Origin of the sequence: Lonsdalea populi (genome assembly GCF_015999465.1) — a bacterium.
GTDB lineage: Bacteria > Pseudomonadota > Gammaproteobacteria > Enterobacterales > Enterobacteriaceae > Lonsdalea > Lonsdalea populi.
Window position 1 is genome coordinate 688,609 of record NZ_CP065534.1, and the last position, 15,405, is coordinate 704,013.

The 15,405-nt window shown below is 52.6% G+C and carries 12 protein-coding genes; 1 reads left to right on the forward strand and 11 read right to left on the reverse strand.

The genetic code is table 11. From position 1 onward, the window contains the following. Positions 1-302 precede the first annotated feature (302 nt). The 3 genes from pssA to trxC all read right to left on the reverse strand — a co-directional run bounded on the left by pssA (position 303) and on the right by trxC (position 3,211). On the reverse strand, positions 303-1,655 hold the full coding sequence (gene pssA / locus I6N93_RS03190) for a CDP-diacylglycerol--serine O-phosphatidyltransferase (protein WP_085688245.1): 1,353 nt from the start codon (positions 1,653-1,655) through the stop codon (positions 303-305). Positions 1,656-2,034: 379 nt separating this feature from the next. After that, positions 2,035-2,709 carry a tRNA-uridine aminocarboxypropyltransferase gene (locus I6N93_RS03195; RefSeq protein WP_085688247.1) on the reverse strand — a complete coding sequence of 225 codons (675 nt, stop codon included), beginning with the start codon at positions 2,707-2,709 and terminating at the stop codon, positions 2,035-2,037. Positions 2,710-2,791: 82 nt separating this feature from the next. Further along, positions 2,792-3,211: a thioredoxin TrxC gene (trxC, locus tag I6N93_RS03200; protein WP_085688248.1), complete on the reverse strand. Its 420-nt coding sequence runs from the start codon at positions 3,209-3,211 to the stop codon at positions 2,792-2,794. A 245-nt stretch (positions 3,212-3,456) separates the two neighbouring features. Between trxC and I6N93_RS03205 the strand changes: the two genes are divergently transcribed. Continuing rightward, a complete protein-coding gene (locus I6N93_RS03205; protein WP_085688250.1) occupies positions 3,457-4,548 on the forward strand; it encodes a tRNA/rRNA methyltransferase in 1,092 nt (363 codons plus the stop codon). A gap of 147 nt (positions 4,549-4,695) precedes the next feature. Here I6N93_RS03205 and I6N93_RS03210 read toward each other — a convergent pair whose 3' ends face one another. From I6N93_RS03210 to proV, 8 genes are all read right to left on the reverse strand, one after another. Then, positions 4,696-5,976 carry a glycoside hydrolase family 68 protein gene (locus I6N93_RS03210; protein WP_085688252.1) on the reverse strand — a complete coding sequence of 427 codons (1,281 nt, stop codon included), beginning with the start codon at positions 5,974-5,976 and terminating at the stop codon, positions 4,696-4,698. Positions 5,977-6,409: 433 nt separating this feature from the next. Then, positions 6,410-7,945, reverse strand: a complete 1,536-nt coding sequence (emrB, locus tag I6N93_RS03215; RefSeq protein ID WP_085688355.1) for a multidrug efflux MFS transporter permease subunit EmrB — start codon at positions 7,943-7,945, stop codon at positions 6,410-6,412. A 17-nt stretch (positions 7,946-7,962) separates the two neighbouring features. Then, the gene (emrA, locus tag I6N93_RS03220) at positions 7,963-9,135 is read right to left on the reverse strand and encodes a multidrug efflux MFS transporter periplasmic adaptor subunit EmrA (RefSeq protein ID WP_085688254.1); all 1,173 of its coding nucleotides are present in this window, start codon (positions 9,133-9,135) and stop codon (positions 7,963-7,965) included. Between the two features lie 233 nt (positions 9,136-9,368). Further along, entirely contained in the window at positions 9,369-9,884 is a 516-nt protein-coding gene (gene mprA / locus I6N93_RS03225) for a transcriptional repressor MprA (protein ID WP_085688256.1), read from the reverse strand. A gap of 250 nt (positions 9,885-10,134) precedes the next feature. Beyond that, on the reverse strand, positions 10,135-11,319 hold the full coding sequence (locus I6N93_RS03230; RefSeq protein WP_085688258.1) for an MFS transporter: 1,185 nt from the start codon (positions 11,317-11,319) through the stop codon (positions 10,135-10,137). 251 nt (positions 11,320-11,570) lie between these two features. Further along, positions 11,571-12,566: a glycine betaine/L-proline ABC transporter substrate-binding protein ProX gene (proX, locus tag I6N93_RS03235; protein WP_085688260.1), complete on the reverse strand. Its 996-nt coding sequence runs from the start codon at positions 12,564-12,566 to the stop codon at positions 11,571-11,573. 101 nt (positions 12,567-12,667) lie between these two features. Continuing rightward, positions 12,668-13,810 carry a glycine betaine/L-proline ABC transporter permease ProW gene (proW, locus tag I6N93_RS03240; protein WP_085688262.1) on the reverse strand — a complete coding sequence of 381 codons (1,143 nt, stop codon included), beginning with the start codon at positions 13,808-13,810 and terminating at the stop codon, positions 12,668-12,670. Next, positions 13,803-15,005 (reverse strand): glycine betaine/L-proline ABC transporter ATP-binding protein ProV, encoded by a 1,203-nt coding sequence (gene proV, locus I6N93_RS03245; protein WP_085688264.1) that lies wholly within the window; start codon positions 15,003-15,005, stop codon positions 13,803-13,805. Before proV ends, proW begins: the two co-directional genes overlap by 8 nt. Between the last annotated feature and the right edge of the window lie 400 nt (positions 15,006-15,405).

The following is a 15,405-nucleotide window of genomic DNA, read 5'->3' on the forward strand; positions in this document are numbered from 1 at the left end:
TTATCCTTTATTATCAAAGATAGATAGACCTGCAAATATAACCTCACCCATTTTATCCGACAGATATCCCTTTATTTTCTAGTCAATATTTTGATGCTTTATATCTGAGTGGTTATTAGCTGTGAAATAATACTGTGAGTATTTTTATTACTGCAGGATAAATTTACAGTTCGTACCGAGAAAGATTGGCTGAGTTAGTCTTTTAATTATATTACTCAGCGAATAAATCTTGACACAACTCAGCGGGAAAGGATGAATGAGAACGACCGTTCATCGGCCGTCACCGACTCTTTATAGAGACATCACAGAATACGGCTAATGAGCTTATCGATTCTCACACGACGTACACGACGAATAAGCTTACGCACTTTGACTGGATATTGTGCGATGCTTTCCAACTGCTGATAGCTGCTCAGTACATGTGTATTCTTACGGATGCAAGCAAGTTCTTTAATTCGCTGTTCCAACAATTGTTTTTGAGGATCGTGGATCAAAATTGCATTCTCGAGATCCAGCCGCCAGGCGCGTGGATTTAAATTGTTGCCAGTCAGCAGCTGCCATTTATTGTCCACCCACAGTCCCTTTAAATGGAAACTGTTGTCGCCATCTTTCCATAGGCGCACCACCAACTGGCCATTATCGATATATTTTTGTAAGCGACTAAGGAAACGGCGGAGGTTAATCTCATACAGGTAAGGCAGCGCACCTATAATTTTGAATGGCTGACTTTCAGGAATATAAAAATCATTAGCAGTCTTGTCGCCAATGATAATTTCGACCTTTTTGCCGCTGCGCAGCAGGTTAATGACGTTCCTGACTAACGGTGCCGGTAGATTAAAATAAGGAGTGCACATTACCAGATGTTGTTCAGTACAGCACATCAGATGATGAATTGTTTTATTTAACGGGTTTTGTTTTCCTAATCCTACCAACGGCGTTACTGCTAGCTGATTATTATTTGAGATATTGGGTAAGCGGTAATGAAGGGTGCGTAGCATCTGGCGGAATCGACGGATCGCATTTTTAATTTCAGCGGTCTTCGGTCTATCTTTCATATCGAGACGCTGTATCGCCGATGAAGCCAGCAGTCTCTGTACGTAACTCGCCATCGTATCCGCCAGGGGCTTATTATCGATCATCTGATATCGGTCGTAGCGGTATTTTTCATGCTGCTGCAAATAGACGTCATTCAGACTGGCACCACTGTACAGCACAGTATCATCAATAATGAAACCTTTCAGATGAAGTACGCCCAGGGCTTCGCGTGTGTTAACCGGGACCCCGTAAACGGGAAACTCGATACCGTCACCCCGTTCCTTCATCGCCTGATACCAGTCTGCATTAGTGTTCGCTGCTGCCGCACCGATACGACCGCGTTGCGCGCGGTGCCAGTCCACCAATACGCGAACATCCAACTCAGGGCGCAGGCGTTTCGCTTGGTAAAGCGTGGATAAAATAGTCTCACCGCCATCATCGTGCTCAAGATACAGAGATACGATGTAGATGCGTTGTTCTGCCTGGAGAATCCGATCCACAAGCGTGCGACGGAATTCCTCCGGGCAAAGGAGTGTTTGCACGGCGTCGGCTGACTGAGGAATTTTGGGCAGTTGTGCAAGGTGTTGTTGGTATTTAGTTCGCTTTAGTTTTGACAACATCACAGTGCGATTCTTCTCTTATCATGTTATGACCGGGTGGGTCTTGAACGTTGAATATGACCGAATTGGGCAATAATAACATCACTTTCCCGCTGCTGTGAGCAGGTTTTATCTTTTAGTACGGACCCTTTACCTTGGCGATGACTTGCTTCGATATGGTGTTGAAAGGTTATCGCGTACATTTAACATGTTCCTCCAATCATGCGACTTCAGGAATATTGGCTTATCGCTGATTCTGTTTATGCAGCCCTGAAGTGAAAGCAACGCTGCATCCTTATTCATTGAAGACATTGAAAATTAGCCGATGCCGATGAGTAAAGTTCACGGCGTGTATATTCATAGCTACTTTGCATTGAGTGTCTGGACGTGTATTTTCGCTTCATTCTGCAAGATGGTGCGGTTTTCCCGCCAGATAGCTTTTTCTGAAGTGGTCAAAGTGGTCATTCAGTGTTCGCGCCGCTATGTCATCCCCGGCTTGTTCCAAGAGCGCCACGGCGATCTCGGCGGTACACTGCTGGCCGGCCAGGCTCGCTTCACGCAATTGATAACGAGACAGGGCCTCAATATTGAGAGATAGAATGGGCAGATTATCCAGGTATGGGCTTTTACGGAACATCTTTCGGGCTTCTGGCCAGGTACCATCCAGCATTATAAAGAGCGGAGCCATATCTGTTTCAGGCAGTTGATGAAATACGTCACGTTCCTTTCCTTCTTCTTCGGCTAAAAAAACCAGGTAGGGTTGATAGTGTGATGAATGAATCGCCGCCAGTAGCGCCGGATTAGGCGTTGTGCGTGACCATTGAAAGGCTAATGTATCCGGCAGAATATCCGCAATGAGTCGGCCCGTGTTGCTGGGTTTCATGGGTTCTGTATCGAACATGATTAGGCAAAAACGGCTTCTTGCCTGCTGCGCAACGACGGTGTGACACAGGCAACGGATGACGGGAAGCAGACACCGCTGACACCGAACAACTCGGCTTCCACGAGCGATAAAAGGGCGAGTGGCGAGCGCCAAACGCTGTTCGCGCAATTTAAGGACGGCATTTTCAGTCATGGGATCCCGCAAAAAGACGCCATTCTAATCAAGCAACGGCGGGACCAGAAGCCCCGCGTAGTGAAAACGCCCTGCAGTCGCGTTAGAGTGATTCTTCCAACCAGCTTTCAAACGGCGCTTTTGGCATAGCGCCGTTAAGCATATCCACCATCTGCCCATTTTTGAAAATCATGATAGTGGGGATGGCACGAATGCGAAAACGTTCGCTTAACTCGGGTTCTGCCTCGGTGTTCACTTTCACAAAGCGAATTTTGCCGCCATTTTCTTCAGCTACGCTGCTAAAGACAGGGGCAAAATTAACACATGGACCACACCAAGGCGCCCAGAAATCAATAACGACGGGAAGATCGTCTTGAAGTAGCTTATCAAGCGTTTTTGCCGTGGCGTTGACAACTTCTCCTTTGAATAGCGTATCCCCGCAGCGTCCGCAGGTGGCATTATCTTCAATGCGAGCTTCCGACAGGCGGTTGGTAGTGTGGCATGATGCACAAACCGTATTCATAACAAGGCCTCAATAATCAAAGGACTAACATGGGTCAGCGAACTGTTGAAGAAAACCGCCATAAGTGCAACCTAAAAGTACCGAGCGGCGATTTTTAATAGGGATCCAGTATCGTGACCGGAACCTGAAGGAACAACGTGGTTTACTCAATGGCTACAATAGTTCCTGACTTTTATGTGTAGGTCGGTAGCTAAGCGACAGTACATAAGGTACTCTTCGCGGCGAGTGCGTAGGTGGAGAAAAAGATGAGCGATTCGTTTAGTGGGAAAGGCGGCAAGGTCCGCGTTATGTACGTCCGCAGCAGTGATGAGGACGATAAAAAGGATAAGAATTCACGTTCGTCAGATACTCGACGTAATAGCAGCGATAGCCGGGATAAAAAACCGCGCGATAAACGCGCCCCCGCGTCGCGTGATGGCGGCGGCGACCGTCATGAGGGGTCAACATGGCGCGGAGATAAGCGTCAGGAAGAACGCCCGGCTCGTCGAGAAGCAACAGGCGAGTACGACTCTCCCTGGAAAACAATTTCACGTAGCCCGGATGCCGCGCTTGATCACGGCGGTATTGTCGGTAAAAGTCAGTTAGATCCTGCGCAGCTGCGCCGCCAGCGGGCTGAAGAAACTCGTGTATACGGCGAAAACGCCTGTCAGGCGCTGTTTAAAAGTCGCCCTGAATCGATTGTGCGTGCCTGGTTTTTGCAAGAAGTCACTCCTCGTTTTCGCGATGCGCTACGTTGGATGGCGGCAAACCGCAAGGCTTATCATGTCGTCGATGACGAAGAGCTGACCAAAGCATCCGGCACCGATCATCATGGCGGCGTCTGCTTCCTGATTAAGAAGCGACGTGGCACAGAGGTAAAAGTTTACCTGAGTGAAGCTGGCGAGAGAGACTGTGTTTTGGCGCTGGAAGAAGTGGGTAATCCGCATAACCTTGGCGGGATTATTCGTAGCTGCGCGCATTTTGGCGTGCGTGGCGTTTTAGTCCGTGATGCAGCGATACTGGAATCCGGCGCGGCAGTGCGCACGGCAGAAGGTGGTGCTGAACATGTGAAAGCTATCAGTACCGAAGGGTTGCTCGATGCGTTGGATGAGTTCCGTCGTGCTGGCTATACCATCGTGACGACGTCCAGCCACAAAGGCATGCCTTTGTCCGGTGCCAAATTACCCGCCAAAACGGTGATCGTTTTGGGTGAAGAAAGTGGTGGTTTGACTGACAGCGCCTGGGAACAAGGCAGCGTGAAGGTTTCTATCGACGGAACCGGCAAGGTTGAGAGCCTGAATATTTCCGTTGCGACCGGTATCCTGCTGGCGGAATGGTGGCGTCAGAATCAAGGCTGAACGGTGACATCCTGTTTTTAAGCGTGATATAGTAAAGGCCAGTCAGTGTCACCTGACTGGCCTTTTTCATTGGCACTTTTGCCGGGCACGGCTAGGTGCTGGTTAACATTGAAGTGCTGAGTATGGCCCACATGAGTGGGTCATTCTTTAAAGCGTTTTCACATCCAGTTCCGGCGGAATATAGCCGTAATCCAGTTCTTCAACCACGAAGCTACGAGAGCCGATAAATTTGATTTTCACGGTCGGTGCTTCAGTCCCACCAATACGATACTCCATACCTGTTGTCTCAACATCGGTAGGAATGCTGTCGATGAAGGAAGTCACCAGGCCGTTAGGCATGACATAGTGCGAGTATGTCTGGTAAGGCTGACTGGACGGGTTACCCAGAACCAGACCAGAACCGTTCATCGGCTGATATCGGCCGAACAGCTCGTCGCTCAGGAAGCCGTAAACACCATCCGGACCCGTCAGACCATCGGCATAGGTAAATGTATGGCTGATTGTCATCAGGTAGTATTGGTCGTCCTGGAATACGAAGTGAGGACGTTCGGTCTGATCGTTGACACCAACCGCCGTAACCAGTGGTGGTAACAGTTTCCATTGATCGCCATCTTCATCCAGCGCAACAGCAATACCGATACAACCGGTCTGGTAGCGTGCGCCACCCACTTCTTCGTAACCCGGCGGTACATCGCCCAGTTCGTCATCACCCACGACATGTGAACCACGATCACCTGCAACATTACCTTCGAACAGCATGTACAGCTTGCCGCTTTTCGGGTCACGGAACGGCCATGGATCACGGAAGGCCCAGTACTGGTTTTGTTCTTCAGTCTGGTAAATCGCGCCATCGGCGTCGAACAGGCTATATACTTTGTTGAATCCGACCATTTCCACTCCAGTGGATGTCGTTACAACGCGACCGCGTACTTTGGATACCGTTGAACCAGGAGTCACCGCGGTGTAGTAGAATGCGATATCGCCTTTTTCATTCAGCAGGATGGGAGAACCCGCCCATTCGCGAGTGGTAGGCGAAACGCCTTCAGCCATCATGCGGCCACCGAAGGTCCAATCTTTACTGTTATGTGAGAACCAGTAGCAGATTTTTGCACGACCGTGGCGGTCGTTCCAGTCGAGAGAGATGTTGTAGTTGCCGTTTTCATCCAGGTAAGCCGGGTTATCTTCTTGACGATCCGCAGTGAGGGTGAAAATGACTGACCAACCATCGACGGACACGGTGTGACCGTTAATATCACGCAGCGGCATGGTATCCCAAATGAATACCTCGTCGCTCATGGTTTTGAAGTCAGCACTGACCAGAGGCTGAGTCGTAGTAGGATCGTCAAACGTCACTTTCAACGCATCGGCACGAGTCCAGATCGTAGGTTTGTAAGCGGGAGTGGCTTTCAGTTCTTTATGAATGGCCATGAGTGTATCTCCTGTAAAAGTGAGTGAGTTGTTTTACTGTATGCATGTACAGTGCTGATACTATATACAGTATGTTTATGGCATTCAATCCAATTTTTGATATTTTTAATCAATTTGGGTTTTTTATTTTAATATGCCGATTTTTCGATTTTTAATTTTTAAATGTGACGGCAATTTGCGTATTTATTGGTTTTTTATCCTGTTGTATTTTCGCATTTGAGTATTCTGAGGTTTGTGACGGCGAGGGGGACGAAGCCGCTGTGCAGCAAGTAAGACGTTGAAGGCAAAGGCTGTCAGGAGGATGAAGCGACGTCAGAATTGATGATGAAAAGGTTTGATAACGCCTGATTGAAAACGAAAGCCTTATCCTTGGTTGAAGATAAAAATGCCGTCCCTAAATAGGACGGCACGGTGATGAGAAATGGTGGCCGGCCTAATGTGCGCCGCCACCGCCTCCGGCACTGCCAAAGGGCGGTCGAGCGAACCACACCAAAACAATCAGCGCTATAAATATTGCCGCTGCGGCCCAAAAAATCTCGTTTGCAGCAATGATCAGACCTTGCCCGGTAATCTGCTGGGCAAGATAAGAAGAGACCTGCTGCTGAGTGAGCCCTAAAGCCTCCATTTGCTGGTAGATCTGCTGCGCAATGGGATTATAAGGCGACACAGACTCCGTCAACTGAGCGTGATGTAGCGCTTCTCGCCGCTCCCAAAGCGTGGTCGTTAGCGACGTTCCGATGGAGCCCGCGAGGGTACGCGAGAAGTTGAACAAACTGGATGCTGCAGCCAGCCGCTCTGGCCCTAGTCCAGAAAGGGTAATCGTCGTCAGCGGCATAAAGAAACATGCGACGGCAAATCCTTGGACGAACTGCGGCCAGGCCGAGGCGGCGAAGTCCATTCCCGGCTCAAAAGTGTAGGCTCGCCAATAGAAGCAGACGGCGTACATCACAAAACTGAAGCTCACCAGATAGCGCATGTCCAGACGCGGCGCGAAGCGACCGATAATCGGCGACAGCAGTACTGGCATCAGTCCGACGGGGGCCGAGGCCAGTCCTGCCCAGGTGGCGGTGTACCCATACACTTCCTGCAATAGCTGCGGCATAAGAACGATGGCGCCGAAATAGAACATAAACGCCAGGCTGGTGCACAGGCAGCCAATCGTAAAGTTGCGTGACGTGAACAGGGAGAGATCGACGACCGGATTATCATCCGTCAGCTCCCACACCACCAGGAATACTAGGGCTATCACCGCGACGACGCAAAGCGTGATGATCTCTGTGGAGTTAAACCAGTCCAGTTCCTTCCCGCGATCAAGCATCATTTGCAGGCAACCTACCCCTAAAACCAGCAGCACCAATCCGATAGTGTCTATCGGTCTGACCGCGACCGCAGTCTCACGTCCACGCAGTAGCTGCAACGCCAGCACGACCACCAGAACGCCCAGCGGAATATTGATGAAGAAGATCCATCCCCAATGGTAGTTGTCGCTGATCCAACCACCGAGTATCGGACCGAAAATCGGCGCGACGACGACGGTCATCGACCACAGCGACAGGGCGATACTGCGTTTCGCCGGAGGATAGTTGTTCAACAGTAGGCTTTGCGACAGCGGGATGATCGGACCTGCGACCAGCCCTTGCAGGACACGGAAGAATATCAACATTTCGAGGCTGTTGGAGATACCGCACAGCCAGGACATCAGTGCAAACAGTCCGGTGGCCCAGACGAAAAGGCGGACTTCGCCGAAGCGTTTCGCCAGCCAGCCGGTAATCGGAATAGAGATGGCGTTCGCTACCCCGAAGGAGGTGATAACCCAGGTACCCTGAGAGTTGGATGACCCCAGATTGCCGGCAATCGTCGGGATCGCCACATTAGCGATGGTGGAATCCAGTACCTGCATGAAGGTGGCCAACGCGAGTGCAATGGTCAACAAGGCCAGCTGTATTCCCTCAAGCGGTTTCTTCTGCACGTGTTTATCCCTCATGCTTAGCCTGCGTTAGCACGGATAATCTCGTCGATGGTCTGATTGACCGGCGCCATATTCAGCTCCAGCGCATCGCTCTGGTAGGCGGGTTCGCTACGTGGTATGTCAGATAAGACTTTGCCGTCCGCCTTGGCGGTATCAACATTGACCAACATTGATAGACCGATGCGCAGGGGATGATCCGCCAACTCTTGCGGATCGAGCTCAATACGCACGGGAAGACGCTGGACGACCTTAATCCAGTTGCCGGTGGCATTTTGGGCCGGCAGGAGGGAGAAGGCGCTGCCTGTACCCATATCCAGACCGACGACCTTGCCTTTGAACACGACATCGTCGCCGTAGAGATCGCTGACGATAGTGGCGGGCTGGCCGATACGCATATTGGTCAACTGCGTTTCCTTGAAGTTGGCGTCCACCCACAGGTCTTTGGCGGAAACGACCACCATCAAAGCCGACGTTGAGGCAATTCGTGCGCCGACCTGTACGCTGCGGCGTGAAACATAGCCATCTACCGGGCTCACGATGTGCGTCCGCTGCAATGCCAGCCAGGCGTCACGCAAGGAGGCGGCGCTTTGCTGTATCGCCGGCTGCTTTTCCAACGGCGTGTTGAGAATAAGCGCCTGATTGGCGGCGAATTGCTGTTTGGCGACGTCCAGCGACGCCTGCGCGCTGGCGACGGCATCGTGTGCGTGCTGCACGTCTTCGCGACCAATAGCGTTGACTTTGCCCAGCGCTTCACGGCGATTCAAATCACTGATCGCTTGGTTAAGCGCCGTCTGCTGGAGCGCGATATTCGCCTGGTATTGGCGACTATTGATAATTAACTGATGAACCTGACGCACGCTATTGGCTAGCGCGGTTTGTGCGCGCTCGTATGCCAGTTGGGCATCGGTTGGGTCGAGTTCGACCAGAACATCGCCTTTTCTGACGAAGTCCGTACTGTCGACGTTAACGCTGGTCACACTACCGGCTACCTGCGACATGATCTGGATCTGGTTACCCGCGACGTAAGCATCATCAGTTTCCTGATGATGACGTAAAACTAGGAACCAATAGGCGAGCCACAGGCAACCGAGGAATAAAAAGAAAAGAGTTAATAGCGTTAAGATGTGTTTCCGACGAGTATTATTGTTTTTAACCGGCTGCGGTGCAGATGTTTCCACAGTGGAGCTCATGGTTTCCCCTGATGTGCTTCTCATTATTCAATGGGTAATTGCCATACGGCGATGTGAGGGTAGTATCGCTAACGCTCTGGCTGCGATAAATAGACAGCCCGTGCCGAATCCACACTGAGAACATCCCGTGGTGCCTTGCGCGTAAGGTTGCGCAAGACGCGAGAAGGTTCGCCTGGTGCCGGTAAACTTCCGTGTAGGGCGGCATGGAGCTGACTTATGATGATGGTGTATAACTAAGACGACATGCTTTTCTCAATTTCGTCAAGGCGTCCCAGCAGTTTACGCATCAATGTTTCCAATTCGAGCTGCTCTTCGTCATCCAGGACAGAGCATAGCTGATGCAGGCTGTAGTGTTGCGGCGGGAGTAACTCATTCAAAAAAGCCTTCCCTTTTTCCGTCATGAACAAGTGCAGACAACGTCGGTCGCTTTCACTCTCCCGGCGCTCAATCCAACCGCGTTTTTCCAGTTCATCCGCAATACGCGTGGCGTTGGTGCGTGATGAACCGAGCGCGGCGCTGAGCTCAGAAGGCTGAATGCTATAAGATTCTTGCGATTCGAGCGTAAGCAATGCCATGAACAGCGTCTCATTAATGTTCTGTTCCTTCAGCATTCGATTACGGTGCTCCAGTATTTTTGTCTGCAAATGTAGAAACAGACGAAGCATCGTCACTTCCTTATACGGGAAGTCGGGATGGCGAGTGGCGCGCATACGCAGCATACTTTCTATTGGTGCAAACGAACTTTCCATTTATGTCAACCTCATTAATCACTTCCTGTATAGTAACGCGGGTTATTACTTGGGTAAATGATGGAAAGTATCAAAAGCGGTAAAAAAGCGGAGAGACGAAAGCACTTGCAAAATTATTTTGTTGATATTTATGTGTTTTTCTCCTATTTCATGCAATTTTTTTTGACAAAAAAAGAAGAAATTATCTAAAGAAGGAGATTTGTGGAACTCCCCTGTCGGGTCAAGAGGTCCGATAGGGGCGGTCAGCGATTTAAGAAACGTCGTTTCTGTTATACCACCAGACCAGCAGGGCGGTGAGGCTGGTTAGGAAACCCGCAGCGGAAACGCCCAGCCAGCCGAAGTACTGAAACATCATGGCGGATAACATCGAGCCCAGCGCGCCGCCGATGAAATAGGCGGTCATATAACCAGAGGTAATACGATTACGGGCCTCAGGCATGTCGCGATAGATAATGCTCTGATTGGTGACATGCACGCCCTGAACCGTCAGGTCCAACGCCAGAATCCCGATCACCAACGGCAGAATGGAGTGAACGCCCGCGGCGATGGGCAGCCACGACAGCGCGAGTACGACAAGGCCGACGGTCATGACCGCTCTGGCATGTCCGTGGTCCGCCAGGCGTCCGGCTCGCGTTGCGGCCAGCGCTCCTGCGGCGCCGACTAATCCAAACAGGCCAATAACGCCTTCGGAGTAACGATACGGCGGCGCGGACAGCAGAAACGCCATAGAGGTCCACAGAATGCTGAAGTTCGCGAAAGTCAGGCCGCCTAAAATGGAACGAATGCGCAGCGGCTTGTACGTGATCATGAGATGGAAAATCGAAGACAGCAACTGCGGATAATTCAGTTGATTGTCTTGTTTATAACGAGGCAGTGCGCGCCACAGCAGCAGGGACAGGGCGATCATCAGAACGCTCGCGACCCAGTAAACCATCCTCCATCCGCCCAGCGACGCCAGCGCGCCCGCCAACGTTCGGGCCAGCAATATCCCCAGCAGGAGGCCGCTCATCACGGTGCCGATCACTTTACCCCGGGTTTCCGGCGAGGCCAACGTCGCGGCCAGCGGCACCAGGACCTGCGCGGCGACGGAGAACATCCCGGTCAATGCAGTGCCGAGTATCATCACCCACAGTGACGACGATGATGCGGTAATCAACATGCCAGCGGCGGACAGCAGGCTCATGCCCACAATCAGCCCCCGGCGCTCCAGCATATCTCCCAGCGGTACTAGCAGAAGCAGGCCCACGGCATAGCCAAGCTGGGCTGCGGTGACGATAAAACCCGCCTGATTGGGGGAAAGCATGAAGGCATTGGCGATGGCATCCAGCAGAGGTTGAGCGTAGTAGTTGCTCGCCACCATCAGACCGGTGGCGGCGGACATCAAAAGGGTTAACGTAGGGCTTAACGTCTTGTTTCGTGGTACGGCGGTGTTCATGAAATGGTTAACTATTTGTTAAGGCTACAGGTTGGTAGTATCGGACAGATCTCCCACTGATACCACCCTTGCGTCAATTCCACGCGTAATAATTCCAGCATGAGTAATTGCTGTCACGAGGGCGTGGGTTGGAATGATGAGGTCGGCGGGAAGCCAGAAAATCGATTGCAAGGGGGATATGTGTCGCGAAAAGGCCGAGAGAAATAAAGGGAAGAAGAGCGCCTGATGGAACAGGCGCTCCAAAGCACGATTTACTTCACGGCGGCGCGTGCGGAGTCAACCCACGCGTCAAACTGTTTCTGGTGGGCTTTAATCCAGCCGTCAACGTGACGGTTAATGGCCTCTTCAGACGACTCACCGGCGTGCATACGCTGGTTCTGCGCACTCACATCGGCAACCGGCAGCCACATGCTGGAGAACAGCTTGGCCGCAGCCGGGTTCTTCTCTGCCCACGCCTTGTTGGCAGCGATGCGGATGTTGTTCACCGGGAAGCCGTAGTCGGCGCCGTTAGCCAGTTTGGTGCTGACGCCTTTCATGTCTCCCGGCTGGGAGGAGAAAGGAACCTGCAGCCAGACGACATCACGTCCCGGCACCAGTACGTTGCTGACCCAGTATGGCGTCCAGGTGTAGTACAGGATCGGCTTACCTTCGTGGAAACGGGTGATGGTATCGGCGATCATCGCCGCGTAATTACCCTGATTATGTTCCACCGTCGGCGTCAGGCCGTAGGCCTTCAGATGGTTATTGATAGCCGCTTCACAGCCCCAGCCCGGATTACAACCGGTCAGATCGGCCTTGCCGTCATCATTAGTATCGAACAGCTTGGCGATTTTAGGATCTTTCAACTGAGCGATGTTGGTTATCTTGTACTGCTCCGCCGTTTTCTTATCGATCAGGTAACCCTGAGCCGCGCCGGAGACATAAATCCCCTGGCGGAAGAATTTGGCGTCGCCGCCTGCGGATTTGTACTGGTCGTTCTGCAGCGGATCCCAGTTAACGGCCATAAAGGTCGCGTCGCCAGCGGCAATAGAGGTGTAAGCGACGTTGTAGTCCACTTCGCGCGTCGGCTGGACGTCGTAGCCCAGTTTTTCCAACGCTTTGTTCACCAGCTCTGTCTGGAACGTTTCTTCCGTCAGTGTGCTCTGGATCGGCTGTACGGTAACGCCTTTGCCCGGAAGTTCGGCTGCCGCGAGAGAGGTACTAAGTACTACGGTCAGGGCAAACGTCATTATGCCTGTTTTATGCATAAAAATTCCTCTTGTTGGTGTCGGGGACACGTGGCGTCCCCTGTCATTATGATGAGTTATCTTGACGTGACCGACCGCAGCCGGTCACGAGGGGCTGAGTATTAAGACTTGATGAAAGGACGGGCCAGCAGACCGATAGGACCGCTGTTGAACCAGCGCTGATTGTTACGGCTGCGCTTGTCGCGGCCCAGAGACTGGGTCAGACGGTCAAGGATGATGGCCAGAATGACGATCCCAACGCCGCCGATTGCGGCCTGTCCCATATCGAGCCGGCCGATACCGCGGAGTACCATCTGTCCCAGACCGCCGACGGCGATCATCGAGGCAATCACCACCATCGACAGCGCCAGCATCAGCGTTTGGTTGACCCCGGCCATAATGGTCGGCATCGCCAGCGGCAGCTGAACTTTCAACAGCATCTGACGCGGGCTGGCGCCGAACGACTCTGCGGCTTCCAGCAGGTCGGCGGGAACCTGACGTATCCCCAGAATAGTCAGACGCACCATGGGCGGCAGCGCAAAGATAATAGTGACCACCACGCCCGGTACGTTGCCGATGCCGAACAACATGACGATTGGCACCAGATAGACGAACGCAGGCGTTGTCTGCATCGCATCCAGCAGAGGCCGGATAATCTTCGCGGCCCGCTCGCTGCGCGCCAGCCAAATTCCCATGGGAAGGCCGATAAGGACGCAGAAGAACAGGGCGGTCAACACCAGAGACAGCGTAACCATCGCCTGGGACCATGCGCCGATCGCGCCGATCACGATTAGGGAGATAAACGCCGCCATCCCCATGCCGAAGCGGGAGACCTGCCAGGCCAGCAGCGAGAACACGATGATCGCGACCGGTGCCGGCATGCCCATCAGCAATTGCTGGAAGGCGTTCAGGATAATATCGACCGGCACGCGCACGCCCTGAAATACGGGGCGGAAGTGCATCACCAACCAGTCGATGCCGCGCGTCACCCAGCTATCCAGCGGGATCAGCGTATGTTTGAACGGATCGAGCAGGTTAAAGTGCTCGGATTCCGGCGTCGGCGCGCTGCTCAGCCAGTCGGTGCTCCCGGCGGGAACGTCGGTGCCGCCGGCGGGCGGAGCGGCATTGCCCCAGGCGTCAGCTCCGCCGCCATCGGTCGGGGCGGGAGCCGCGCCCCAAGGATCGGCCTGCGGCGCGGCGGCCGGTTGCTGGGCGGCTTGTTCAGCGGTCGTGGAGGTTTCCCACGGATTAGTCGCATCAGTCATTCAGAGAGCCCTCTTTATCCAGTGCCTGCAGCAGCATCCCTTTAGAGATGATGCCCATGTACTCATTGTTTTCACCGACGACAGGTATGGCGCAGGGAGCTTGTGCCACGAGGGAAATCAGCTCGTTGAGCGGCATATCGGCGGGAACCGGAACCGGATCGGACAGCAGCGCCTGATCCAGCGGCAATTGCTTCTTGTGAGCCTCTTTCAGCGATTCGATCGATACGATACCGATGAATTTCTGGCCGCGCTCCAGCACATAGCCGAATTCCCGGTCCTCTTCCTGCAAAATGGCCAACGCGGAACGCGGCCCCACGCCGGGCGATTTACGGATGATAGCGACCGGTCGACGGCGCGCGATGTCTTTGGCGCTGAACACCTGGCTGATGTCGACGCCGCGGAAGAAGGTACGCACGTAGTCGTTGGCGGGGTTGTTCAAAATTTCATCCGGCGTTCCCACCTGAATCACTTCGCCGTTGCGCATGATGGCGATACGGTCGCCGATGCGCATGGCTTCGTCGAGGTCATGGGAAATGAACACGATGGTGCGCTGCTGACGAGACTGCAGCTTGACCAACTCATCCTGCATTTCGGTACGTATCAGGGGGTCGAGCGCCGAAAACGCTTCATCCATCAGCAGGATGTCCGGGTCGTTGGCCAGTGCGCGAGCCAGGCCCACACGCTGACGCATCCCGCCGGACAGCTCGTCAGGATAGGATGCCGCGTAGGCTTCCAGTCCGACCTGCTGCAGGGCGTCGCGCGCTTTCTGCTCCCGCTCTGCTTTGGGGATGCCCGCCAGATCCATACCGAACGCGGTATTGTCGAGGATGTTCAGATGGGGCATCAGCGCGAACGACTGAAACACCATACTGATCTTTTTGCGGCGAACTTCACGCAGGGCGCCGTCAGAGATTCGGGCGATATCTTCGCCGTCGATCAGCACCTGACCGCGCGTCGGTTCTATCAGACGATTGAGAAGGCGTACTAGCGTGGATTTTCCAGAACCGGATAATCCCATGATGACGAATATCTCGCCTTCTTCAATGGCCAGATTGGCGTTTTCGACACCGACCGTGAGTCCGGTCTTCTCAAACACCTGATCTTTATTCAAGCCCTTGTCCATCAGCCCGAATGCACGGTCAGGATGTTCGCCAAATATTTTGTAGAGATTTTTTACTTCAAGTTTAATTGCCATGAAATTGGTTAGTTCCTATAGTGACGATATTGCTTTGATGCTATGCGCTATAGATCTGCCCTGGTAACGATAAAACAGCCGTACACCCTAACATAATGAATATCTGAGGCAACCCATTAAGTCATTTTATGGAATTTCCCGCCTTCGGAATCTTTGGTTTTTTACGTGTTTTTTTGATGTCAAAAACAGGCGGAAAATATCCTTTATCAAAAAGTATTAGAAATATTAATAAAAAATTTCTACGTGTAAAATCAAATCATTGTGTTGTTTGTGACGCATTACGCGATCCGCGTAAATCCTATATTTCCACTGTCGCGATTTTGCGCTTTTCCATATTTATGTCAGCGACGGAAAATAGTGCGGCAACGCTCTGCTTTTTGGTGAAAAAGAGGTGCGCCGA

Coding starts and splice junctions, on each gene's coding strand:
- trxC (WP_085688248.1), bottom strand. CDS start 3,211: ATGAATACGGTTTGTGCATCATGCCACACTACCAACCGCCTGTCGGAA.
- proV (WP_085688264.1), bottom strand. CDS start 15,005: ATGGCAATTAAACTTGAAGTAAAAAATCTCTACAAAATATTTGGCGAA.
- pssA (WP_085688245.1), bottom strand. CDS start 1,655: ATGTTGTCAAAACTAAAGCGAACTAAATACCAACAACACCTTGCACAA.
- I6N93_RS03210 (WP_085688252.1), bottom strand. CDS start 5,976: ATGGCCATTCATAAAGAACTGAAAGCCACTCCCGCTTACAAACCTACG.
- emrA (WP_085688254.1), bottom strand. CDS start 9,135: ATGAGCTCCACTGTGGAAACATCTGCACCGCAGCCGGTTAAAAACAAT.
- I6N93_RS03230 (WP_085688258.1), bottom strand. CDS start 11,319: ATGAACACCGCCGTACCACGAAACAAGACGTTAAGCCCTACGTTAACC.
- I6N93_RS03205 (WP_085688250.1), top strand. CDS start 3,457: ATGAGCGATTCGTTTAGTGGGAAAGGCGGCAAGGTCCGCGTTATGTAC.
- proW (WP_085688262.1), bottom strand. CDS start 13,810: ATGACTGATGCGACTAATCCGTGGGAAACCTCCACGACCGCTGAACAA.
- mprA (WP_085688256.1), bottom strand. CDS start 9,884: ATGGAAAGTTCGTTTGCACCAATAGAAAGTATGCTGCGTATGCGCGCC.
- proX (WP_085688260.1), bottom strand. CDS start 12,566: ATGCATAAAACAGGCATAATGACGTTTGCCCTGACCGTAGTACTTAGT.
- I6N93_RS03195 (WP_085688247.1), bottom strand. CDS start 2,709: ATGACTGAAAATGCCGTCCTTAAATTGCGCGAACAGCGTTTGGCGCTC.